We start from the raw sequence: 20401 nt of genomic DNA, 5'->3' as shown, positions 1-20401 counted from the left end.
GTTTCGTGCCCAGATGACGTCGCCGTCGCGTGCCGCGGATGCTGGGTGCCATGAGCGATCTCGTCAGTCCGGCACAGCTGCTTCACCTGCAGCACCGTGCCGAGCATGCGCAGGGCCCGGCCGTGCGCGTGCTCGACGTGCGCTGGCGCCTGGATCGTCCGGAGGGGCGGCCCGAGTACGTCCAGGGGCATCTTCCCGGTGCCGTCTACGTGGACCTCGATCGCGAGCTGGCCCGCCGAGGACAGCCCGAGCAGGGCAGGCATCCGCTTCCTGAGCTGGCGGACCTCCAGCGGGCGGCGAGGGGATGGGGCGTTCGCAACGGCGACCTCCTCGTCGCGTACGACGACAATCGCAGCGTGGCGGCGGCACGGCTGTGGTGGCTGCTGCGGGGCAGGGGTGTGGAGGTGCGGGTGCTCGACGGAGGCATCCGATCGTGGGTGTCGGAAGGGCTCCCGCTGGAGGGCGGTGATGTCCGACCGGAGCCCGGCGACGTCGTCCTCGGCGAGTCCGGCGCGCTCGGGGTGGCGATCGACGACGTCGAACGGTTCCTGGACGGAGGGGTGCTGCTGGACGTCCGCACGCCGGAGCAGTACAGCGGCGCGCAGACCTCGCTCGATCCGATCGGCGGGCACATCCCCGGTGCGGTGAACCTTCCCGCGATGGCGACGGTGACGGGCGACGGCCGGTTGCGGGAACCGGATGCTCTCCGCCGGATCTTCGCGACGGCGGGAATCGACGGCCGCACGCCCGTCGCGGTCTACTGCGGGTCGGGAGTCGCAGCGATGCACACGGCGCTCGCGCTGGAGCAATCAGGCATCCGCGCTCACGTCTACACGGGATCGTGGAGTGAGTGGTCGAACAGGCGTGGCCGTCCTGTCGCCGTCGGAATCCTTCCGAACGGGCGACTCACGAGCGCCTGACTAGCGCGTGATTCAAAGGTTCGCATCCGACTTTTGTCCTGATCTGGCATACCAAAAGTGGATACCTGTCGCATTGAGTGGCAGAATTCCAGGCATGACGGGGGTCGAGGTCGCAGAACTGGAATCCGTGCGGGTGACGAGGTTGCTGCGCGACGACATCATGCTGGGGCGACGCGCGCCCGGTTCGCGTCTCATCGAGCGAGACATCGCTGCCGAGCTCGATGTCTCACGGCTGCCGGTGCGCGAGGCGATCCGCGCACTCGTCGGAGAGGGCATCGTGGTCGCCCGTCCGCGTACCTGGGCCGTCGTCCGCGAGTTCACCCCGACCGATCTCAAGGACTTCGCCGAGGTGCGCGAGGCCATCGAGACGCTCGTCTTCGTCTTCGCCGCGGAACGGCACGATGACGAGGGCCTCGCAGCGCTCAGGGCGATGCTCGACGAGGAGCAGGCAGCCGCTGCCGCGGGCGACACGGCCGCGGGACGCCAGGCCGCAGGGACCTTCCACGAGATGGTCGCCGAGATGGTCGACAACGACATGCTCAGGGAGCTGGTCGGTGTCTTCAGCACCCGGTTGCGCTGGCTGTTCGGCCAGTACGAAGACCTCGTGGCGATGGCCGCGGACCACGAGCTCCTCTACGCAGCCATCGCCGACCGCGACGTGGAGGCCCTTCGGATGCTCGTCCCGCAGCATCTCGCACGCGGACGGCGTGAGGCGGAGCAGCGGCTCATCCGCACGGCCTCGAGTGAAGAGGGGGCCGCGGGCGAGCCTGCTGTGCTCTAGATTGAGACGGTCGGGCTCGGACCCGGCGTCCTTTCGCACTGGGGAGCGATATGCGGGTCTTCGCGTTCGTGCTCGGTGGGCTCCTGCTCATCGCCGGGGCGAGTGCGGTCGTGATCGCCGATCTGCAGCGCGAGCAGGAGATCCAGCAGATCAGCGATGAGATCTCCCTGGCACAGGACCGACGCGCCGATGCGATCGAGAGCAACCGCCAGGCCGCGCAGGAGCTGACCGAGCTGCGATCGAGCATCCGGAGCCTCGAGGAGCAGCTCGCCGACACCGAAGGCTTCCTCGAGTGATCCTGCGCAGAGTGCTCGCGGTCACGGTCTCGGCGACGCTCGTGCTCGGGCTCGGCGTCATCGCGAAGGCGTCAGAGCTGGACGCCGAGCGGGCCGACGTGTACGCGCGTGCGGTCGAAGCCGTCGAACGCGCGGACGCCGCAGAGGCGCGCGGAGCGCATCTCGCGGCTCTGATCACGGCGGCGTCCGAGGAGAAGTCCGCGCTCACGGCCGTTCTCGCCGAGCGACCGGGATTCGTCGACGCGCTCGCCGCGTTGGCCACAGCCCTGGGGCAGGCGGAGGGCAGAATCGACACGGAAACGCACCGTGCGGCGGCGCTCGCCGCGCAGAGCGCCGTCCTCGAGGAGCGAGACGATCCGGCAGTCATCGTCTCGGCCACGGCGACGATCCGCGGGCTCACGGCGAAGGTCGACGGCGAGGTGGAGGCCTGGTCCCTCTCGCACACCGGACCGGGCGTGCTCTGGGCGTCCAGCGGTTCCGAGGGGTATGCGCGCGTGCGCGCCGCACTCGACCGGGTCGGCGGCGCCGGGATCGGCCTGTACGAATCGGGGTCCTGCGCTGGCGGTTCGGCGCCGGCCTGCGCGAACAGCGACGGCTACATCAAGTACCGCGCGGACGTCGCGGACTGGGATGAGGGGGCGCTGAACTGGGCGATGGCGCACGAGCTCGCGCACATCCACCAGTTCAGGGTGTGGGGTGCGCTGACGGCGTCGGGGTCGTATCAGCGCCTGTTCGGATCGGACCCGGAGTTCCTCGCGAACTGCATGGCCGTGGTCCGTGGTTGTCCGGGCTCTGTGGGGTGCGATGCGCAGCAGCAGGCCTGGGCGTCCGGCGTGTGGGTCGGAGTGGTGCGCTGAGGCTCAGCCGACCGGTGTCGTCGTGTCGGTGGCTGCGCGAAGCGGGCGGCGCATGAGGTTCCAGTGCCGGACGGGGAGCACGCGGACGAGGGCGTCGATGAGGCCTGCCTCGCGTCCGACCATCGTCCTCGCCCTGCGGCGGACGGTCGCGCGGATGATGGTGGCTGCGGCGTCGGACGGATCTGTGTGGTACATCGCGGCCTGGGCGGCGGCGGCTCTGGCGGCGATGGCGGGGTCGAGGGCGGCGGCGTAGCGTCCGTGCAGGATGATGCCGGTGCGCACCCCCGCGGGATAGACGGCGCCGACCGTCACCGCGGTGTCCTCCAGCTCGTGGCGCAGCGCCTCGGAGAACCCGCGGACGGCGAACTTGCTCATCGCGTAGGGGATGCGTCCGGCCGGCGCGGCCAGCGCGTACACGCTCGCGAGGTGGGTGATGTGGGCGGCGGGGCTGCGGAGCATGGCGGGCAGCAGTGCCTTGGTGATGGAGACGGTGCCCCAGAGGTTGACGTCGACCAGCCAGCGCATCTCCTCGAGGGTGAGCTGTTCGAGACTGCCGAGCATCGACGATCCGGCGCAGGTGATGAGCGCGGTGATCGAGGGATGCGCGGAGACGATCTCCGCCGCGCATGCGGCGACCGCGGCGTCGTCGCGCAGATCGACCACGTGGCGGGTGGCGACGCTCTCCGGCAGCCCGAGGGCGTCGAGGCCTGCCGCGTCGTGGTCGATCAGGGCGAGCCGGACGTCGTCGGCTGCGAGCCGTCTGGCGATCTCGGCTCCCATGCCGGCGGCGGCTCCCGTGATGACGGTGGTGCCGTCTCGGAGTTCGAGTGGGCGCATCGTTGCTCCTCGGATGGTCGGGTGATCCGGCTCTCATTCTGGCCGACCGCCGTGTCGGTCGGTACCGGTACGATTTTCGCTAGGGAGGTCGTCGTGGGACGAACAGCGGATGCCATCGCGGAAGGCGTGGCGATCGCGACCGCCGCGACGCGCCTCGCCGTACGCAACCACATCCTCGTCGGCACGATCGCCCAGGGCGGCGCCTTCGACACCGAGAAGTACATGGCCGATGCAGCCGAGTCGTTGCTGGCCATGGCGCAGGAGTCCGAAGACGCCGCGGCGCTCGTGACACGGCTGCGCAAGCGCGCCAGGGGGCGGCACTCCGATCCGGCGAGCACCCACGACTACCGAGACCGCGACGTCCGGAATCTCCGCCGCAGGGCCCGCCAGTCGGCCGGGGTGGCGTCGCGGCTGCGCGCGATGGCCGAGAACGAGGATGCGCTGCGCGAGATCGTCGAGGCGGCGCGTGAGGCGGCATGGACCGACGTGCGTCACAACCTCGACCGGCGGCTGAGGGTCGAGGGCATGCGTCCCGATCAGGATCCGGACTACGAGACCATGCGCGAGGCCCGCATGCAGGCGCTTCGGCTCGTCGATCTGCAGGCGCTCTCGTCCGCGCAGCGGGCCAAGCGCAAGCGCGAGGCCGAGTCGGCCTGAGCTCGATTTCACTTCGGGGTCGAACCTCGTGTACGCTGGACGACGGCCCGGAAAGCTGAAAAGCAGCCCAGGTCATGCGCCCGTAGCTCAATGGATAGAGCATCTGACTACGGATCAGAAGGTTAGGGGTTCGAGTCCCTTCGGGCGCACACTGTGTTGAGACAGTATTGAGATCCCCGTCGCGAGAGCGACGGGGATCTTGCTTTTCACGGGTCACGCTCACCGCGGGAATCGTGTTCCGCCGCCGTCACATGTTCGGTCTCTTCAGCCTCACGCTCAACGCGATGGCGGAGATGAGGAAGAACACCGCGCCGAGCGCGGCATAGCCTGCGGCGCCGACGATCATGCCGCCGCCCTGCAGCCCCTGGAAGAGGAAGCCGGCTCCGGCGAACAAGGAGATGCCGCCGGAGAGCATCTGGGCGACCTGGCCGCCGTTCCGGCGGTTGCGGATCGCGGTGATCAGCTGCGGCGTGCCGGCGATGACCGCCCACACGCCCCAGACCGCGACGGCAGCGGGAAGCGAGATCGAAGAAGCGACGCCGAGGGCGATGGCGACCGTGACGCTCACGACGACCCCCGTCCATTCGGCGGCCTTGGAGCGCGCTTTGTCGGGGTCGGCGCGCAGCTGCCACAGCACGGCGCCGGCGTCGAAGAGGGGATAGAGGACCAGCAGCGCGCTGAGAAGCGCGTCTGGCTCGGTCGCCTGCGCCGACGTGACGAACACGACGCCCACCCAGACGAGCGCGAAGACGAAGCGGATGAGGTACAGGGTGCGCAGGGAGCGGGCGTAGGCGGGCGTTGGTGCGATGGCGGAGGTGTTCATGATGACTTTCTTCGGGCGCTGGGATCAGGCGACGGTCGTGGAGAGCGCGACAGGGATGTTGCCGCGGGTGGCGTTCGAGTACGGGCATACCTCGTGCGCCGCGGCGACGAGGGCCTCCGCGTCCGCCTGAGCGATGCCGCCGCCGATGTGCACCCGCAGAGCGGCAGCCAGCCCGAGTCCGCCGTCGTCGTTCTTCACGACGGTGATCTCTGCGGCGACCGTCGAGTCCGCGATCGGCGTCCTGCTCTGAGCCGCCACCAGCTTCAACGCCGAGTGGAAACACGACGCCCAGCCCGCGGCGAACAGCTGCTCGGGGTTGGTCGCTCCTCCCGGGCCACCCATCGCGGCAGGAAGGGCGAGAACGACGTCGAGCACGCCGTCGTCGGTCGTGGCGCGCCCGCCGGCGCGGCCCTCGCCGGTCGAGGTGGCGGTGGTGGTGTACAGGGTTGTCGACATGATTCCTCCTCGGTTCTGCGAAGTAGAGTTACTAGTTCGTCTACATCGGTAAGGTAGACTACCTGGTACACAAGTGCAAGTGAACCGATCGAGGAGAGGCGGGCGTGGTGGCTGACGCGACGGAGACGCGCACGACGAGCCGGGGGTCTGCCACCCGTGAACGCATCCTGGCCGCGGCGAACGAGCTCTTCTACGCCCACGGGATCCGCGCGACGAGCGCGGACCGCATCATCGACCAGGTCGGCATCACCAAGGTCACGTTCTACCGGCACTTCCACAGCAAGAGCGATCTCGTCGTCGCGTACCTCGAGCAGCAGGCCGAACAGGAGCGTGCGTGGATCTCGAGCATCCATGATCCAGAGGACCCCGTCGGCTCACTTCACGCCCTCGCCGAGGGCATCGGCGAGGCCAGCTGCAGCCCCGGATTCCGCGGATGCGCCTTCATCAACGCCGCCGCCGAGTTCTCCGACCAGGGGGATCCGGTACGCACTGCCGTCGATGCTCATCGCGGCTGGATGCTCGCCGAGTTCGCACGCATCGCGGACGAGGCGGGGGCGCGCGATGCCGAGCCTGTCGCGCGGCAGCTCATGATCCTCCGGGACGGGGCGATGGTGAACGGCTACCTGGGCGATCCGGAGGCGGTCGCCGTCTCGCTGTCCGCGGCGTTCTCCGCCGTGGTCTCCGGCGATGCCGGGAGATGATCGAGGCCTCGCTCCTCATCAGCCGGATGTCCGCCACCGGGCGTAGCCTGGAGACGTGACTGCGTACGTCTCGGCCTTCGACCTGTTCTCCATCGGGGTGGGGCCTTCGAGCTCCCACACCGTGGGGCCGATGCGTGCGGCCCTCGATGCGGCACAGCGATTGAAGGACGGTGGCGCGCTCGATCGGGTGGCGCGCGTGATCTGCACGCTGTACGGATCTCTCGGCGCCACCGGCATCGGCCACGGCACGCCGGATGCGGTCGTCGCCGGCCTGCGCGGGCTCGTTCCTGAGGCGTGTGATCCTGCAGATGTGCGCCTGGCCTGGGCCGACTACCCGGCGGGCGAACCACTGATGCTCGCTGGCGAGCATCCGGTTCCGTTCGCGAAGGAGGACATCGTCTTCGCGCCGAGAACGAGACTGCCCGCGCATCCCAACGCGATGACCATCACGGCGACGGATGCGGACGAGACGGTGATCCTGGAGGAGACGTACTACTCGGTGGGGGGCGGCTTCATCCGCCGCGAGGGCGAGCAGGCGCGTCTCACGGACGGCACGCGCCAGCCCTTCCCGTATGCGGATGCCGAGACGCTGCTTGCGCTCTGCGACGAGCACGGGCTGACGATCGCCGAGCTCGCCAGGCGCAACGAGACGGCGATGCGCTCCGAGGAGGAGGTCGCCGCAGGCCTCGATGCGATCTGGGATGCGATGGCCGCGTGCGTCGACAACGGGCTCCGCGCCGACGGCGTGCTCCCCGGCATCCTGAAGGTCAAGCGCCGCGCCGCGGCGATCCGCGCTCAACTCGAGGAGGCCGAGGCCGAAGGCGGCAGGGAGATACCCGGCGAATGGCTCGGGGCGTTCGCCCTCGCCGTCAACGAGGAGAACGCCGCCGGCGGGCGTGTGGTGACGGCGCCCACCAACGGGGCCGCCGGCATCCTCCCCGCTGTCGCGATGTACTGGTGGCGCTACCTCGCTGAATCAGGGCTCGGAGCGGGCAACGCCGTCACCCCGTACGGCGAGCTCGTCGGCAGCGCACTGCTCGGGTTCGGCGCCGAGGCCTCGCTCATCGCGGTCGGGGCGCTCGACGACCCTGTCGCCCTCGCCGAGGCGAATCGCCGTCGCGGCATCCGCCGATTCCTGCTCACCGCGACGGCTCTGGGCTCGCTCTTCAAGGCGAACGCCTCGATCTCCGGCGCCGAGGGCGGGTGTCAGGCGGAGGTCGGCTCGGCCTGCGCGATGGCCGCCGGCGGGCTGACCGCGGTCATGGGCGGAACCAACCGCCAGATCGAGAACGCCGCCGAGATCGCGATGGAGCACCACCTCGGTCTCACGTGCGACCCGATCGGCGGGCTGGTGCAGATCCCGTGCATCGAGCGCAACGCGATCGCCGCGGCGACGGCTGTGACCGCCGCGCGACTGGCGATGCGCGGTGACGGGCAGCACTACGTCTCCCTGGATGCCGTCGTCGAGACCATGCGCCAGACCGGAGCCGACATGTCGACGAAGTACAAGGAGACCAGCGAGGGCGGGCTCGCCGTGAACGTCATCGAGTGCTGATGGCGTCGATCTGGGAACCGGGGAGTCGTCGCCGGCGGGAGCAGCCTGTCGTCGCCGTGCGTCCCGCAGACGACGCTCCCGAGCCGGGCCACCGGTGGCCGACGACGATCCCCGCCGTCGCCCAGGTGCTCCGCGAGGGCCTCGATCTCGCACCGGGCGTGACCTTCCTCGTCGGCGAGAACGGCAGCGGCAAGTCCACCCTCGTCGAAGGGGTGGCGATCGCATACGGCCTGTCTCCCGAGGGCGGCTCGCGCCAGGCCATGCACTCCACCCGCGCCACCGAGTCGCAGCTGTCGGAGTGGCTGCGGTTGCAACGCGGCGTGGGGGCCAACCGGTGGGGCTTCTTCCTGCGCGCCGAGACGATGCACTCGTTCTACACCTACCTCGAGCAGAATCCCTCGACCAGAGGCCCCGATGTGCCCTTCCACGAGATGAGCCACGGCGAGTCGTTCCTCGCACTGCTGGACAGTCGCTTCGACGAGCCCGGTTTCTATTGCCTGGACGAGCCGGAGGCGGCGCTGTCGTTCCAGTCCACGCTGGCGCTCATCGCCGTGCTGCAGCGGATCGTCGACGACGGCGGGCAGGTGCTCTGCGCCACCCACTCGCCCGTGCTCGCGGCGATGCCAGGGGCGAAGATCATCGAGGTTGGCGAGTGGGGGATGCGGCCGGCGGAGTGGGAGGACCTCGCTCTCGTGAGCCACTGGCGCTCGTTCCTCGACGCGCCGGGAAGGTACCTGCGACACCTGCTGTGATCCGCGGGCGTCCGAGCGCATAATTCATGCATGACGGACGATGCGGTCACGATCTCTGATCTGCGGGTGCGCCGCGGCCGCCGACGGGTGTTCGACGGCGTCGACCTGACGGTCCCGCGCGGACGGATCACGGGTCTGCTCGGTCCGTCCGGCTGCGGCAAGACCACCCTCATGCGCGCCATCGTCGGCGTGCAGCGTGTCGATGGAGGCCGGGTCCGTGTGCTCGGCGAACCAGGCGGATCCCGCGCGCTGCGCCACCGCGTCTCCTACGGCACGCAGGGTGCGGCGGTGTACGGCGACCTCACGGTCCGGCAGAACGTCGCCTACATCGCCCGGCTGCTCGGGGCATCGCGCGCCGACGTCGATCGCGTGGTCGCCGACGTCGGCCTCAGCGCGCAGAGCGCGCAGCGCGCGGATGCATTGAGCGGCGGGCAGTTGAGCCGTGTCTCGCTCGCCATGGCACTGGTCGGTTCACCGGAGCTCGTGGTGCTGGATGAGCCGACCGTAGGACTCGACCCCGTGCTGCGGGCGGAGCTGTGGGAGCTGTTCCGCGGGCTCGCCGAGCGCGGCGTCACGTTGATCGTCTCGAGTCACGTCATGGACGAAGCGCAGCGGTGCGATCGGCTCGTGCTCCTGCGCGAGGGACGTGTCATCGCCGAGACGACACCGGCCGAGCTGCTGGCCGACACGGGTGCACGCGACGCCGAGGAAGGCTTCCTCGCCCTCATCGAGCGCGACTCGCTGGAGCATCCTCGCCTGCGGCGGAGGGCAGACGGGTGAACGGCAACCGGATGCTGGCGACGGCGGGTCGTGTGCTGACGCAGCTGCGGCACGATCCTCGATCCATCGCGCTGATGCTCATCGCCCCCAGCCTCCTCGTGGGGCTGTTCGCCTGGCTGTTCAGCGATCAGGAAGGGGTCTTCGATCGCTTCGGCGGGGCGATCCTCGCGCTGTTCCCCTTCATCGTGATGTTCCTCATCACGTCCATCACGACCCTCCGCGAGCGTCGCTCCGGCACGTTGGAGCGGCTCATGACGACGCCGCTCGGGAAGGCCGACTTCATCCTCGGCTATGCGCTCGCCTTCGGCCTGATGGCCGTGCTGCAGGCTGTCGTGACTGTGGCCTTCGCCGTCGGCGTCTGCGGGCTGGAGGTCGAAGGCCCGCTCTGGCAGCTCGGGCTGGTGGCCGTCATCGATGCGCTGCTGGGGACGGCGCTGGGGCTGCTGGCCAGCGCCTTCGCGCGGACGGAGTTCCAGGCGGTGCAGTTCATGCCGTTGCTCGTCTTCCCGCAGATCATCCTCGGCGGGCTCTTCATGCCGCGCGATGCCATGCCGGATGTGCTGCACGCCATCTCCGACTGGCTTCCGCTGAGCTATGCGATCGACGCCGTGAACGCCGTCACCGCGGGAGACGACGATCTGCTCGGCCCGATGCTGGTCGTCGCGGCGTTCGCCGTCGGAGCGCTCGTGCTCGCCTCGCTGACACTGCGTCGCCGCACGCGCTAGGACTGCTCCGCGCGCTTCTTCGTGTGCCTCGTCGGAACGGCGGCCCACGGGTCCTCCGGCCAGGGATGCTTCGGATACCGGCCGCGCATCTCGGCACGCACCTGGTGGTACGGCCCCGACCAGAACGACGCCAGGTCGGAGGTGGTGGCGAGCGGCCGTCCTGCGGGGGAGAGGAGATGGAAGAGAACGGGTACGCGACCGGCCACCAGGCGCGGCGTCTCGGACCAGCCGAAGCACTCCTGCAGCTTCACGGCGACCACGGGCTGGGTGACATCGCCGTCCGGCTCCGGGTACGCGATCCGCACGCGAGATCCGCTGGGCACGAGGAGGCGCTCCGGAGCGAGTGCGTCGAGCTCGGCGGCCTCGGGCCAGGGGAGCAGCCGGCGCAGAGGGGCGGCGAGGTCGATCTTCGCGGCCGGTCGTCCTGCGGCGAGCTCCTCCAGCTCGGGGGCGAGCCAGGAGTCCAGGGATCGGAGGAGCGCCGGCTCGGAGACATCCGGCCATGGCGCGCCCAGCTCGCGGTGCAGCAGCGCGAGCCGACGGCGCAGATCGGCGGCGGCATCCGACCATCGGAACAACGACAGGCCTTCACGCTCGATCGCGCGGCGCACGGCATCCGCCGAACCGCCGGCGGCCTGCACGCCCACCGGCGTCGAGGAGCGCACGATGGCGCCGATCCTCCGCTCGCGGCGGGCGACGATCCGACCGTCGGTGAACTCGGCTTCGACGCGGTCCGTCGCGAGGTGCGCCGCCGCTCGCTCGGCCTGCGCCTCGGTGAGGACGGCGGCGGCGCGGATGACCGCTCCGGTGCCCGCTGCGGCGCGTCCCTCGGCGCGGGCGACCTCGGCGACGGCGAGCCATTCGGCATCCGCGAGGGCGCCCGTCACGCCAGCGCGGGTGCCCGATGCGAGCAGGAAGCTCGCCCCGTGCGCGGTGCGTTCCACCCGACGCGCGATGCGGTCGGGGAACGCGAGCGCGACGATGAGGCCCTCTGCGCCTTCATCGGTGTCGGATGCTCGAGCGCGGCGCACCTGGTGACTCGGCTCTCCCCGGGTGGTAGTAGCGGCCGTGGTGGTGGCGGTATCGGCGTCAGCGGGGTTGTCACCGTTCGCGGAGGCGTCAGCTGTCGGCACGAAGCGGAGCAGGCGACGTGCTTCCCTCGTCCAGGACTGAGACTCCGGGGCGTGGCCGCGCCGCAGCCCGGGGAGTGCGGTCGCGATGTCGGCATCCGCGATCCTGACGTCGCCGCTCAGCAGCGCGACGACCTCTGCTGCCACGTGGGCGCCGATGACCGCGCTCCCGGCGAGCAGAGCCCTGGCCAGGCGCGGGTCCACGGGGATTCGGGCGAGCTCGCGTCCTTCGCTCGTCGCGCGTCCCTCGGCATCGATCGCCCCGAGTGCTCGGAGCGTGGTGAGCGCATCGTCCATCGTCGCGGACGGTGGGGCGTCGAGCAGCCGAAGCCCGGTTCCTGCCGGTGCGCCCCAGCAGGCGAGCAGGAGCGCGGCATCCGTGAGATCGGCGACCGCGATCTCGGGCGACGGCCTTGCCGGCGCAGCCGCGAACGTGCGCTCATCGGTGCAGCGGATGACGGTGCCGGGCCCCTGCCGGGTGGCGCGTCCTGCCCGCTGGATGGCGGAGGCGCGCGGGGTCGGGACGGTGACGAGGCCTGTCATGCCGCGCGCCGCATCTCGCAGGGGCGTCCGGGAGAGGCAGGTGTCGACGACGAGGCGGACGCCGGGCACGGTCAGCGAGGACTCGGCGACGGAGGTCGTGACGATGATGCGGGGTGGTTCGTCGGCACGGCGGCCGCCGATGACGGCATCCTGCTCGGAGACGGGGATGCGGCCGTGCAGCTCGCGCACGTCCCAGTCGGGCGCGAGATCGCGGGTGCGCCGGGCGATCTCGGACACCTCGCGGGCTCCGGGTGCGAAGACGAGCGCGTCCGCGCGCGGATCGGACCGCGCCAGCTCGTGTGCCGCGCCCGCTGTGACGCGGGCGACATGGTCGAGGAACGTGCGGGTGACCCCGCGCTCGTCGAGGCGCGGCGCGGGTGGAGGAGCCCAGCGCTCGTCCAACGGGAAGGCCGGGAGCGTCTGCGTGACGACGGGCGCCGATGTCATGCCGTCTCCGAGCACGTCTGCGACGGCAGCGGCGTCGAGGGTGGCGGACATCGCGATGAGGGTCAGATCGTCGCGCAGCACCCGTACCTCGCCGAGCAGACCGATGAGCAGGTCCGTCTCCAGGGCGCGCTCGTGCACCTCGTCGAGGATCACGGCCTGGACGCCGTCGAGGCCGGGGTCCGCGAGCATCCGGCGCAGCAGCACGCCCGCGGTGACGAACTCGATGCGTGTCACAGCGGACGCTCTGCGCTCGCCGCGGACGGTGAAGCCGACCCTGTCGCCGACGTTCGAGCGATCGAGCTGCGCCAGGCGGCGCGCGGCCGCTCGTGCGGCGACTCGGCGCGGTTGGGTGACGATGACCCTGCCACCGGAGCGGTTGGCGAGCACAGGGGGAACGAGCGTGGTCTTGCCCGTGCCGGGTGGCGAGCTGATCACCACCGACGTGCCGGCATCGAGCGCACCATGCAGATCGGCGAGGGCCTGGGTGAACGCCAGGCCCTCGCCGATCGTGCGGGTGTCGAACTCCCGGATCACGCCGAGGCGGGCGGGGGCGGGGGAGCGGTCTGGGTCTTCGCCGGCTGGGCCTCGGTCTGTGCCTTGGCGATGCCGGCGCCGATGCCTTGTCCGACGGCCTGGCCCTGGATGATCGCGGCGAGGTCGAGGCCGGTGGCCGAGCTCACGCTGTCGAACACCGACTTGAGCGCCTTGGCGCTGTCCGCCCCGACGAGCTCGGATGCACCGTCGCCGGAACCGCCGATGATCGACACGTTGCCGATCGCGGCGTAGCCCTTGGCGAACTCGCCCATGATGGTCGGCAGCACCTCGAGCACGCGCTGCGAGAGGAAGGCGTCCTGGTTGGAGGCGATGGCCTTCGCCTCTGCCTCGACGGCGGCGGCACGTGCCTCACCCTCGGCGCGGATCGCGTCGGCCTCGGCGTTGGCGCGGAGGCGCCGGGCCTCGGACTCGGCCTCGGCCTGGGAGCGCAGCGCGTCTGCCTCACCGGTCGCGCGGGCGACGGCGGCTGCCGCCTCACCGTCGGCCTTCGCCTTGTCGGCCTGCGCCTGCTGCTCGGCGATGCGGGTGCGCGCCTCGGCCTGCTTGACCTGCTCGATCGCGGCGGCCTCTGCGGCCTTCTCGCGGGTGTAGAGCTCGGCCTGGGCGCGGGTCTCCGCCTCGTAGCGCTGCGCGTCGGCGACGCGTTTGACATCGGCGTCGAGCTGGGCCTGCTTGTTCTCGGCCTGCTGCTGGAGCACGGCCTGCTCGGCCTGGGCGCGGGCGAGCTGCTCGGCCTGCTCTGCCTCGGCACGGGCGCGGCCGATGCCGGCGTTCGCGTTGGCGGTGTTCGTGTCGAGCGCGGTCTGCTCGATGAGGTTGGCTTCCTGGTTGGCGATGTTCTTCTGGTTGATCGCGCGGTCGGCGTTGGTCTGCGAGATCTCGGCCTGCTGACGCTTCGCCTGGATCTCCGGTGCACCGAGGGACTGGATGTAGCCGACCTTGTCGGTGATGCCCTTGATCTGGAAAGAGTCGAGGATGAGGCCCTGCTCGGCGAGTTCCTGCGAGACGTCGGCGGCGATCTGGTCGGAGAACTTCTTGCGCTCGCGCATGAGCTCGACGACGGAGAGGGTGGCGACGATGCCGCGCAGGGCTCCCTCGAGCTGCTCGGTGGTGAACTGCTCGATGGCCTTGTCCTGCGAGGCGAAGCGCTCTGCGGCGCGGCGGACGTAGAGCGGGTCGGAGCCGATCTTCACGATCGCGACGCCGTCGACGTTCAGGGTGACACTGTCGAGCGACTGGGCCTCGGCGTTGAGGGAGACCTGGCGCGAGCGCAGCGAGATGATCTCGTGGCGCTGCGTGATGGGGTTGACGAGCGACTTGCCGTTGACGATGACCGTGACGGGGGACTCCTCCGTCTCGCCGCGGGTCGTGCCGTCGACGGCGACGACCGTGCGCTGCACTTTCTGCTTGCGTCCCGAGATGACCAACGCCTCGTCGGCGCGGGCGACCTTGATCCAGCTGCGCGCGAAGAGCAGCACGATCAGGCCGACGACGATCAGGATCACGACGGCGATCCCGACGAGGACGAGGATGCCGACGATGCCAGCGATCTCCATGGATGTACCTCCCTGTCAACCCGCGAATCTCGCGGAGACTACACGCTTCGACTATGCCAGATGGCGCCGCGACGCCGCTTGGTCGGCGACGGGCAGGAGCGCCCCGTTCGTGACCGCGCCACATCATGCCGCGAGGCTGTATCGGGCGAGTCCGCCGAGTCGCGGGGTGCGATCGGGGTCCACGGATCGTGGCGGGATGAACCAGACGTGCGCGGCGATGCCCGTGCCGTCGACGCGGATCTCCCACGCGTTGTCGTGGATGCGATGGTGGCAGGATTCGCAGAGCAGGACGCCGTTGTCAAGGTCGGTGGGTCCGGCGTCCCGTTGCCACCAGTCGATGTGGTGCGCTCTGGTCATCTCCGGAGGAAGGGCACACATCGCGCATCCGCCGTCGCGTTCGACGAGGGCGAGGCGTTGTGCGCGGGTGAAGAACCGCTTCTCGCGCCCCCAGTCGAGGACCTCGCTGTCGGTGCCGAGCACGCACGGGATGACTCCACCGGAGGCGGCCATGCGGCGAGCGGCGCCGGCGCTGATCGGCTGAGCGAATCCGTCGACGGTAGCGGTGCCCTCTCCGGAGATGAGATCGCCCAGGGCGATGCGGACCACGACGCTCGCGCCCGCGATCGCGGGCGTTCTGCGGTCGCAGCCGAGTGCATGCGCGCAGAGCGCCGACAGCGCATCGGCCTGCAGCTGCGCCACCGTGCGTCGGTCGGCGTCGCCCGCATCCGCGTCGATGAGGTTCTTGCGGGCGGCGAACGCCGCCGAGACGTACCCGTTGATCGCCGCCCCGGACCCGATATCGACGATGCCGTTCAGATGCAAGGAGCCGTCGCGTTCGAACATCGTCACCGATCTCCTCGCGCGGGCGTCTTCTTCGCGGGGTGCGACGCCGTCGGGGTTGAGGTCGGCCTCCGCTCTGGCGACGAGCGTGCGCACGTCGTCGAGCGAGAGGCGGGCCGCTTTCCCGACCAGAACCGTCTCGGCATCGGCCAGGGCCTCGGCATCGACGGCGAATCGAACAGGGTCGAGCAGCGCGATGATGAGACCGGCGGAGGTGGTGCTGAGCTCTCCGCGAGCGAGGGCGCTGTGCACCGCGGGGTGCTTCGGCGGGAGCGGCGCGCCCAGCAGATCGGCGCGCGGGGCCGTCGCCGTTCCCACGCTGATCAGGCGGGACGCCTCGCCCGCAGAGCCACCGGACGTCGCGGCGATCAGCTGTGCGGGGGACCGGTACCCCTGCTGCTTCGCGAGCGAGTCCGCGCCGAGCTCGGCTCGGGAATCATGCGCGATGGCCGCCGCGACTTCGGCATGGAGGCCATCGATGAGGCGGCGCAGCGCTCCGAGCGTCTCGTTGGCGGCGATCAGGCCGGCGCGTTCGAGGTCGGCTGCGCCCTCAGCATCCGCCCACACCCCATCGAGGCGGGAGACCGCCTCGTGCAGGTTGTCGAGATGCTTCGTTGCCATGAACCAACGGTACGCTGACTGCCCGCCGATGTCAAACAAATATTCGAATTTTCTCAGGAGAACTTTCGAATATAGATTCTAAGAACGACGCAGCTTCTCGGTGAGCTCCATCAGTGTCCGCAGCTCGTCGTCGCTGAGGGTCGCCATCCGCTCGGCGATGGATCGGCCGTGCACCGTCGCGACGCGGCGGAACGCTCGTGCGCCGGCATCTGTCGCGGTGATGAGCGAGCCGCGCCCGTCCTGTGGGTCCGGCGACTTCGTAACGAGGCCGCGGGCGACCATCCGGTCGATCAGCCGGGAGACGCTGGGCTGGCTGATGAGCATGTTGGCCGTGACATCGCGCAGCCGCGCGGTCATCGCGGGGCTGCGCGTGACGGTGAGCAGAACGTCGTACTCGCCCTGTCCGAGCCCGGAGTCGTCGAAGTCGGCGACCATCGCCATGAACAGCTCGTGCTGCGCGCGGAACAGGCTTTCCCATGCATCGAGCGCGAGCTTGCGATCCGTTCGGTCGGTCATCGCTCCAGCGTAGCGGGAGGGTCGGACGCGAGCCCGGTGCGTGCAGTAAGGGCCGGTCGGAGAGGCTTCCGACCGGCCCTTGTCCCTTGCACCAAGAGTGTCCTGCAATCACATGCGGTGGATGCCACAGCAAACATTCACCGTGTGATCACTGTATAACGGGGCGGTAACGAATGCAACGGTTTGGTCACAAGATTCTTCGGAGAGCGACGTGTGTCCCGTCTGATCACACGAAAAGTGTCGGAGTCTGACGAAAGCTGTCTGAGCGTCTCACGAAGGCGTCGGAGTCTTACGGGACGCGTCGGAAGCGGCGGCGAGGTCGATGTCGCCGTAGACGAGCTTGGACGCAATGCAACGCCGATGCTCTCCGATACCTCTGGGCCTTCGACGTCGACCGCTGCAAGTCGAGGACATCGAGCCAGGAATGGATCCCTGGCTTCAGGCATGCATCCGCATCGAGGCTTCACGCGACAAGGTCGGGGTCGGGAAGGCTGTCGAAACCGAGCGTAAATGGTTGGAGATACGCCTCGGCAAGCCCATCTCCACGCGCGGCGTAGAGCGCCGAAGGTCTCCAGCGACGTGCACAACCGGTTGACCTCGCCGTCGGGGAGTACCGCCAGTTGCCGGCGGCGGACAGGTGACGGTTCCCGTGCATGACGGCGTACCCGCCGCGGCCAGTCTCGGTGCGGGACCACGCCAGCGAACCTGCAAGGCGAAGCGGTGCAACTCGTCGTCGACCCGTGTTATCCCATCCGGGACGACAAGGATTTCGGTCACCAGCTCCACCACCATGGGAGCCCTATGTGTGAGCGACCGCGAACGGACGCCTCAGATCAGACTCGCCCCTGAGCGCCCTCAGGGCCGCTCATCAGCCGCTTCCCCGCGGCGTTCAGTCCGACCGCGGCGCCGTTGAGTTCGTCGAGGTGTACGAGGGCGACTTTGGCCCGGTCAGCGAACGCCATCGCACCCTTCGTGAAGCGCCCAGAGGTGATGAGCACGGCCTGCTTCCCCTCAGCTGTTGCCACACCGAAAATCTCACGCACCGCGGGTTCACTGACGAGCCCGCGGTCGTAGTGCTTGCACTGCACAACGTGCTGGGACGTTGTCACGTCGATCCCACCGTCACGTGAGTACCGGGTCGGCTTGGCATCGAGCCAGCCGAGGCTGTGCATCCACAGGGAACAATACTGCTCGTAGGCATCGTGTTCGAGCCTGCTCTCCAGCCGACCAGGGGCTGCCGGATACTCGGGTTGCGCGACCCACCAGTCCACACGCCACCGATCTCGACTGTGTTCCTCGTTCCGCTGACTCTCGGCGACGAACTTCGCGCGGATCCTGCGGGGGACCCCTGCTACATCCGCCATCGCTTCATGCACCTCGACCATCAACTTTTCGACCAGGTCAGCCTTGAACCGGGCACGCCATTGCTCCCAGTCCTCGTAGTCACGCACCCGCTGAGTGTCGATGTGCTGCTGGTACTTCTCGTCAGTGATCCAGAGGCTTTTCGCTCCCCAGGCAAAGAGCGCGGCAGGGATGAGAAGGAGCACGCCCAGCATGGGGGCGATGGAGAAGCCCCAGATTGCGCCGAGGGAAGCGCTCAGCGCCAATACGAGGGCTGCTATGCCGTACTCATTCGCGGGTCGCGCCGGTGGCTGAAACTCGAATATAGCCCGCCGGTCTACCTCGGTGCTCACGATAATGCTCAAGTCATGCCGGGCCTCGTACGGGGCCGCGAGCCCACCCTCCCACCAGGCGACGAACTCATCGATGAGGGCATCGTGGGCTTCGGCCTTGACCGCTTGGGTGAGCGCAGCCTGGTCAACTGTGTACATGATGCCCTGAAGCGTAGCGCGAGGATCGGACGTCGAATGCCGTTCGCAGCGCGAGACTCCGAGTGGTGTGCCGGACCGGTCCCTAGTCGGTGTCGGGTGCCGCTTCCTGAGACTCTCGCAGTACCGTTCGATCTGCTCTGACGCGCTTCTGATCGCAGGTGAGGGCGTGCGGATCGTCCGCGCCTGATGCGGCGGGAGCCTCAAGCGCGGATGCCGACACGGGTCTGCTCTTCGAGCAGGGGGATTACTCACAAGACGGCGTGGTCTGCGCACTGGTGATCCATCACCTCACCGATCGTCCGCGTGTCCTGGCCGAGGTCCGTCGCATCTTGCGGCCGGGTGGATGGTTCATGCTCTCCTCTACGCACCCGACCGCGAACTGGGGCTACTTCGGCGGTTCGTACTTCGACGAGCGCTGGGTAATACGGTCGTTCGGCGAAGCGACCATGGAGTATCAGCTCATGACGATCGGAGCGCGTCGTGTCATTACTGACAGGTTTCGTGCGACAAAGTGCTGCCGACGCTCGTTACTAGGTCCGCGGAATGACGCGGTGGACTTGTCTCACTCGCTGACAACTACTTCCGTGAGAAGGGACACGTGTGTCCGGTCTCACCGGACGCCGAAGCCTTCTTTAACGCACCGGCACGACCGACACCGTCCGAGATCAGACCTGGGCCGAAGCGAACGGCCGGCGCGCCCCGGGCCCCGGACGCATCGCGCATAGCGTCCGCGACGCGTACGACGAAGCTCACCGCGAGAAACCTGGATCCATTGACCCGCTCGAGTGGCAGGACATTCGACCGTCCGTAGGTACGGTTGGAAGTCATGATCCTGTCGTACCCCGCGCCGCAGTATCCGCCCTACGGGATGTTCTCGGACGGGTGGGTACCGCGCCTCAGCGTGACCACCGCCGAGGTGGCCGTGAAATCGGCGGCGCAGCGGATCACGTCGGGTGCACGGACGTCGAGGACGGGATACGGCGTGCTGCTCGGTCTGGGCTGTGGGATCCTCGTCGCGCTCATCACGCTGGTGGCGATCTCCCTATGACTGCCGGGAACCCGAGCGCGGAGCACCTGACCGCAAGCGACCCGAACACACCCCCGCACGTGCTGACTGAGCTCGCCGGTCGACGCTGGGACCTGCACGGTCTGATCGCAGCGAACCCGGCCGCACCGGCGGAGCTCGTTCACTGGGTCAGAAGCGTCAATCCCGCCGTTGCGCCAGAGCAGACACCCCCGCCGCCGTACCCGAGCGGTCCCGCGACGTCACCTGCGGCGCCATGGCCGGCCCGACCTGCTCCTCGACGTCGCGGGGTGGGCGGGTGGCTCGCCGGGTGCGGCTGCCTCGTCGTCGTCGCGATCGTGTGCCTCGTCGCATTCACGGGCGTCGGCGCAGCGCTCCTCTCCGGCGGGACGAGCACGACGGACCGCCCCTCGACTGGTGACGCGCCCACGACAGGGACAGGAGTCGATGCGCAGCTCGCTCTCTACGACGAGGAGCGCGCGAGGATCGATGAGCTCTCGTACGAGTTCGACGGTTCCCCCGTCGCATGGCTCGTCGCAGACTTCGAGTGGCTCTTCCGGCAGGACGAGAAGATGGCCGACCCCGACCTGAACGAGTACACCGCGCAGGCGATCGCCGCGCAGACGACAATGTTTCGAGAGGGACTCGAGGTCAGCGTCGCCGAAGCTCAGGCGCGACGCACGAACGCCACCGGTTCCGTCACCGAAGGAATCGTGGATGCCGCAGGCAAGGGTTTCGTCGACATCCAGTGGGATGCAGCGACCGCGTGCACGGCTGCCAACCGAGAGAACTGGCGCACGACGGGCTGCATCACCAAAGAAGACTCCCTTACCGTGCACATGCTCCCCGAGAGCGAACTCGGCGAATGGACGAGCAAGTTCACCGTCGTGCACGAACTGGCGCACATCTACCAACGCGCCGACAACGCGAGCTATCTCGAGAACAACGGCGACTACAAGACTCTGCTCGAGCAAGGGCTGTTCCAGGGCAGCGAGGAAGTCATGGCGGACTGCTTCGCACTCACCCACTACGACCTCTGGACGCTGGAGAACGACGGCTCCACCACCGGGTACGGGTACGTCTGCCAGGAGAACGAGCGTCAGAAGATCCGGGAGTGGGCGGCGACGATCAACGCTCCGCTCGGCTGACGCTCTCAGATCCGATCAAGGCCCTGCGAGATTCCGCTGGCCCACTCCC

Annotated in this window: 21 protein-coding genes and 1 tRNA gene; 14 read left to right on the top strand and 8 right to left on the bottom strand. The window is 69.1% G+C overall.

All coding sequences use genetic code 11. The features are described 5' to 3' along the window. Positions 1-50: 50 nt before the first annotated feature. From ACWGJP_RS02720 to ACWGJP_RS02705, 4 genes are all read left to right on the top strand, one after another. Positions 51-920 carry a sulfurtransferase gene (locus ACWGJP_RS02720; RefSeq protein ID WP_452328212.1) on the top strand — a complete coding sequence of 290 codons (870 nt, stop codon included), beginning with the start codon at positions 51-53 and terminating at the stop codon, positions 918-920. Positions 921-1014: 94 nt separating this feature from the next. Beyond that, positions 1015-1701: a GntR family transcriptional regulator gene (locus ACWGJP_RS02715; protein ID WP_452328211.1), complete on the top strand. Its 687-nt coding sequence runs from the start codon at positions 1015-1017 to the stop codon at positions 1699-1701. Between the two features lie 50 nt (positions 1702-1751). Further along, positions 1752-1997, top strand: coding sequence for a hypothetical protein (locus ACWGJP_RS02710; protein ID WP_452328210.1), 246 nt, complete (start codon positions 1752-1754; stop codon positions 1995-1997). Beyond that, positions 1994-2854: a hypothetical protein gene (locus ACWGJP_RS02705; RefSeq protein WP_452328209.1), complete on the top strand. Its 861-nt coding sequence runs from the start codon at positions 1994-1996 to the stop codon at positions 2852-2854. Before ACWGJP_RS02710 ends, ACWGJP_RS02705 begins: the two co-directional genes overlap by 4 nt. Before the next feature lie 3 nt (positions 2855-2857). Here the strand turns inward: ACWGJP_RS02705 and ACWGJP_RS02700 are convergent, their stop codons facing one another. Beyond that, positions 2858-3691 (bottom strand): SDR family NAD(P)-dependent oxidoreductase, encoded by an 834-nt coding sequence (locus ACWGJP_RS02700; protein ID WP_452328208.1) that lies wholly within the window; start codon positions 3689-3691, stop codon positions 2858-2860. A 93-nt stretch (positions 3692-3784) separates the two neighbouring features. Here ACWGJP_RS02700 and ACWGJP_RS02695 point away from each other — a divergent pair, with 93 nt between their 5' ends. Together ACWGJP_RS02695 and ACWGJP_RS02690 are read left to right on the top strand one after the other, a co-directional pair. Next, the gene (locus ACWGJP_RS02695) at positions 3785-4348 is read left to right on the top strand and encodes an asparagine synthase (RefSeq protein WP_452328207.1); all 564 of its coding nucleotides are present in this window, start codon (positions 3785-3787) and stop codon (positions 4346-4348) included. A gap of 76 nt (positions 4349-4424) precedes the next feature. Then, positions 4425-4497 (top strand) — tRNA-Arg (locus tag ACWGJP_RS02690). A gap of 98 nt (positions 4498-4595) precedes the next feature. Here the strand turns inward: ACWGJP_RS02690 and ACWGJP_RS02685 are convergent. Together ACWGJP_RS02685 and ACWGJP_RS02680 are read right to left on the bottom strand one after the other, a co-directional pair. Beyond that, positions 4596-5171 carry a hypothetical protein gene (locus ACWGJP_RS02685; RefSeq protein ID WP_452328206.1) on the bottom strand — a complete coding sequence of 192 codons (576 nt, stop codon included), beginning with the start codon at positions 5169-5171 and terminating at the stop codon, positions 4596-4598. A 24-nt stretch (positions 5172-5195) separates the two neighbouring features. Beyond that, positions 5196-5627, bottom strand: a complete 432-nt coding sequence (locus tag ACWGJP_RS02680; RefSeq protein ID WP_452328205.1) for an Ohr family peroxiredoxin — start codon at positions 5625-5627, stop codon at positions 5196-5198. 107 nt (positions 5628-5734) lie between these two features. On the opposite strand from ACWGJP_RS02680, the gene ACWGJP_RS02675 reads away from it, so the two are divergent. The 5 genes from ACWGJP_RS02675 to ACWGJP_RS02655 are packed head-to-tail and all read left to right on the top strand — an operon-like array spanning position 5735 to position 10140. Next, positions 5735-6328, top strand: coding sequence for a TetR/AcrR family transcriptional regulator (locus ACWGJP_RS02675; protein ID WP_452328204.1), 594 nt, complete (start codon positions 5735-5737; stop codon positions 6326-6328). A gap of 55 nt (positions 6329-6383) precedes the next feature. After that, complete coding sequence (locus ACWGJP_RS02670) at positions 6384-7883, top strand: L-serine ammonia-lyase, iron-sulfur-dependent, subunit alpha (protein ID WP_452328203.1); 1500 nt, start codon at positions 6384-6386, stop codon at positions 7881-7883. After that, the gene (locus ACWGJP_RS02665; protein WP_452328202.1) at positions 7883-8635 is read left to right on the top strand and encodes an AAA family ATPase; all 753 of its coding nucleotides are present in this window, start codon (positions 7883-7885) and stop codon (positions 8633-8635) included. The genes ACWGJP_RS02670 and ACWGJP_RS02665 overlap by 1 nt, the downstream gene beginning before the upstream one ends. 30 nt (positions 8636-8665) lie before the next feature. After that, positions 8666-9415, top strand: a complete 750-nt coding sequence (locus tag ACWGJP_RS02660; protein WP_452328201.1) for an ABC transporter ATP-binding protein — start codon at positions 8666-8668, stop codon at positions 9413-9415. Next, positions 9412-10140 (top strand): ABC transporter permease, encoded by a 729-nt coding sequence (locus ACWGJP_RS02655; RefSeq protein WP_452328200.1) that lies wholly within the window; start codon positions 9412-9414, stop codon positions 10138-10140. Before ACWGJP_RS02660 ends, ACWGJP_RS02655 begins: the two co-directional genes overlap by 4 nt. Here ACWGJP_RS02655 and hrpB read toward each other — a convergent pair. From hrpB to ACWGJP_RS02630, 5 genes are all read right to left on the bottom strand, one after another. Further along, positions 10137-12794, bottom strand: a complete 2658-nt coding sequence (gene hrpB / locus ACWGJP_RS02650; RefSeq protein ID WP_452328199.1) for an ATP-dependent helicase HrpB — start codon at positions 12792-12794, stop codon at positions 10137-10139. The genes ACWGJP_RS02655 and hrpB overlap by 4 nt on opposite strands. Continuing rightward, positions 12791-14371 (bottom strand): SPFH domain-containing protein, encoded by a 1581-nt coding sequence (locus ACWGJP_RS02645; RefSeq protein ID WP_452328198.1) that lies wholly within the window; start codon positions 14369-14371, stop codon positions 12791-12793. Before ACWGJP_RS02645 ends, hrpB begins: the two co-directional genes overlap by 4 nt. 123 nt (positions 14372-14494) lie before the next feature. Then, complete coding sequence (locus tag ACWGJP_RS02640; protein ID WP_452328197.1) at positions 14495-15832, bottom strand: DUF222 domain-containing protein; 1338 nt, start codon at positions 15830-15832, stop codon at positions 14495-14497. A gap of 78 nt (positions 15833-15910) precedes the next feature. After that, positions 15911-16348, bottom strand: coding sequence for a MarR family winged helix-turn-helix transcriptional regulator (locus ACWGJP_RS02635; RefSeq protein WP_452328196.1), 438 nt, complete (start codon positions 16346-16348; stop codon positions 15911-15913). A gap of 833 nt (positions 16349-17181) precedes the next feature. Continuing rightward, complete coding sequence (locus ACWGJP_RS02630) at positions 17182-18180, bottom strand: restriction endonuclease (protein ID WP_452328195.1); 999 nt, start codon at positions 18178-18180, stop codon at positions 17182-17184. A 158-nt stretch (positions 18181-18338) separates the two neighbouring features. On the opposite strand from ACWGJP_RS02630, the gene ACWGJP_RS02625 reads away from it, so the two are divergent. From ACWGJP_RS02625 to ACWGJP_RS02615, 3 genes are all read left to right on the top strand, one after another. Further along, positions 18339-18905, top strand: coding sequence for a class I SAM-dependent methyltransferase (locus ACWGJP_RS02625; protein WP_452328194.1), 567 nt, complete (start codon positions 18339-18341; stop codon positions 18903-18905). A 101-nt stretch (positions 18906-19006) separates the two neighbouring features. After that, on the top strand, positions 19007-19228 hold the full coding sequence (locus ACWGJP_RS02620) for a hypothetical protein (protein ID WP_452328193.1): 222 nt from the start codon (positions 19007-19009) through the stop codon (positions 19226-19228). Further along, complete coding sequence (locus ACWGJP_RS02615) at positions 19225-20352, top strand: variant leucine-rich repeat-containing protein (protein ID WP_452328192.1); 1128 nt, start codon at positions 19225-19227, stop codon at positions 20350-20352. The genes ACWGJP_RS02620 and ACWGJP_RS02615 overlap by 4 nt, the downstream gene beginning before the upstream one ends. Positions 20353-20401 lie beyond the last annotated feature (49 nt).

Source organism: Microbacterium sp. NPDC055903, assembly GCF_053615555.1.
Note: the sequence above shows the minus strand (reverse complement) of the source record. Positions and strands in the feature narration are given on the sequence as shown.

Bases quoted from the DNA above. Each gene is read 5' to 3' on its own strand.
- ACWGJP_RS02685 (WP_452328206.1), bottom strand. From the start codon at position 5,171: ATGAACACCTCCGCCATCGCACCAACGCCCGCCTACGCCCGCTCCCTG.
- ACWGJP_RS02620 (WP_452328193.1), top strand. From the start codon at position 19,007: ATGATCCTGTCGTACCCCGCGCCGCAGTATCCGCCCTACGGGATGTTC.
- ACWGJP_RS02720 (WP_452328212.1), top strand. From the start codon at position 51: ATGAGCGATCTCGTCAGTCCGGCACAGCTGCTTCACCTGCAGCACCGT.
- ACWGJP_RS02645 (WP_452328198.1), bottom strand. From the start codon at position 14,371: ATGGAGATCGCTGGCATCGTCGGCATCCTCGTCCTCGTCGGGATCGCC.
- ACWGJP_RS02615 (WP_452328192.1), top strand. From the start codon at position 19,225: ATGACTGCCGGGAACCCGAGCGCGGAGCACCTGACCGCAAGCGACCCG.
- ACWGJP_RS02700 (WP_452328208.1), bottom strand. From the start codon at position 3,691: ATGCGCCCACTCGAACTCCGAGACGGCACCACCGTCATCACGGGAGCC.
- ACWGJP_RS02635 (WP_452328196.1), bottom strand. From the start codon at position 16,348: ATGACCGACCGAACGGATCGCAAGCTCGCGCTCGATGCATGGGAAAGC.
- ACWGJP_RS02660 (WP_452328201.1), top strand. From the start codon at position 8,666: ATGACGGACGATGCGGTCACGATCTCTGATCTGCGGGTGCGCCGCGGC.
- ACWGJP_RS02680 (WP_452328205.1), bottom strand. From the start codon at position 5,627: ATGTCGACAACCCTGTACACCACCACCGCCACCTCGACCGGCGAGGGC.
- ACWGJP_RS02710 (WP_452328210.1), top strand. From the start codon at position 1,752: ATGCGGGTCTTCGCGTTCGTGCTCGGTGGGCTCCTGCTCATCGCCGGG.
- ACWGJP_RS02665 (WP_452328202.1), top strand. From the start codon at position 7,883: ATGGCGTCGATCTGGGAACCGGGGAGTCGTCGCCGGCGGGAGCAGCCT.
- ACWGJP_RS02630 (WP_452328195.1), bottom strand. From the start codon at position 18,180: ATGTACACAGTTGACCAGGCTGCGCTCACCCAAGCGGTCAAGGCCGAA.
- ACWGJP_RS02640 (WP_452328197.1), bottom strand. From the start codon at position 15,832: ATGGCAACGAAGCATCTCGACAACCTGCACGAGGCGGTCTCCCGCCTC.
- ACWGJP_RS02715 (WP_452328211.1), top strand. From the start codon at position 1,015: ATGACGGGGGTCGAGGTCGCAGAACTGGAATCCGTGCGGGTGACGAGG.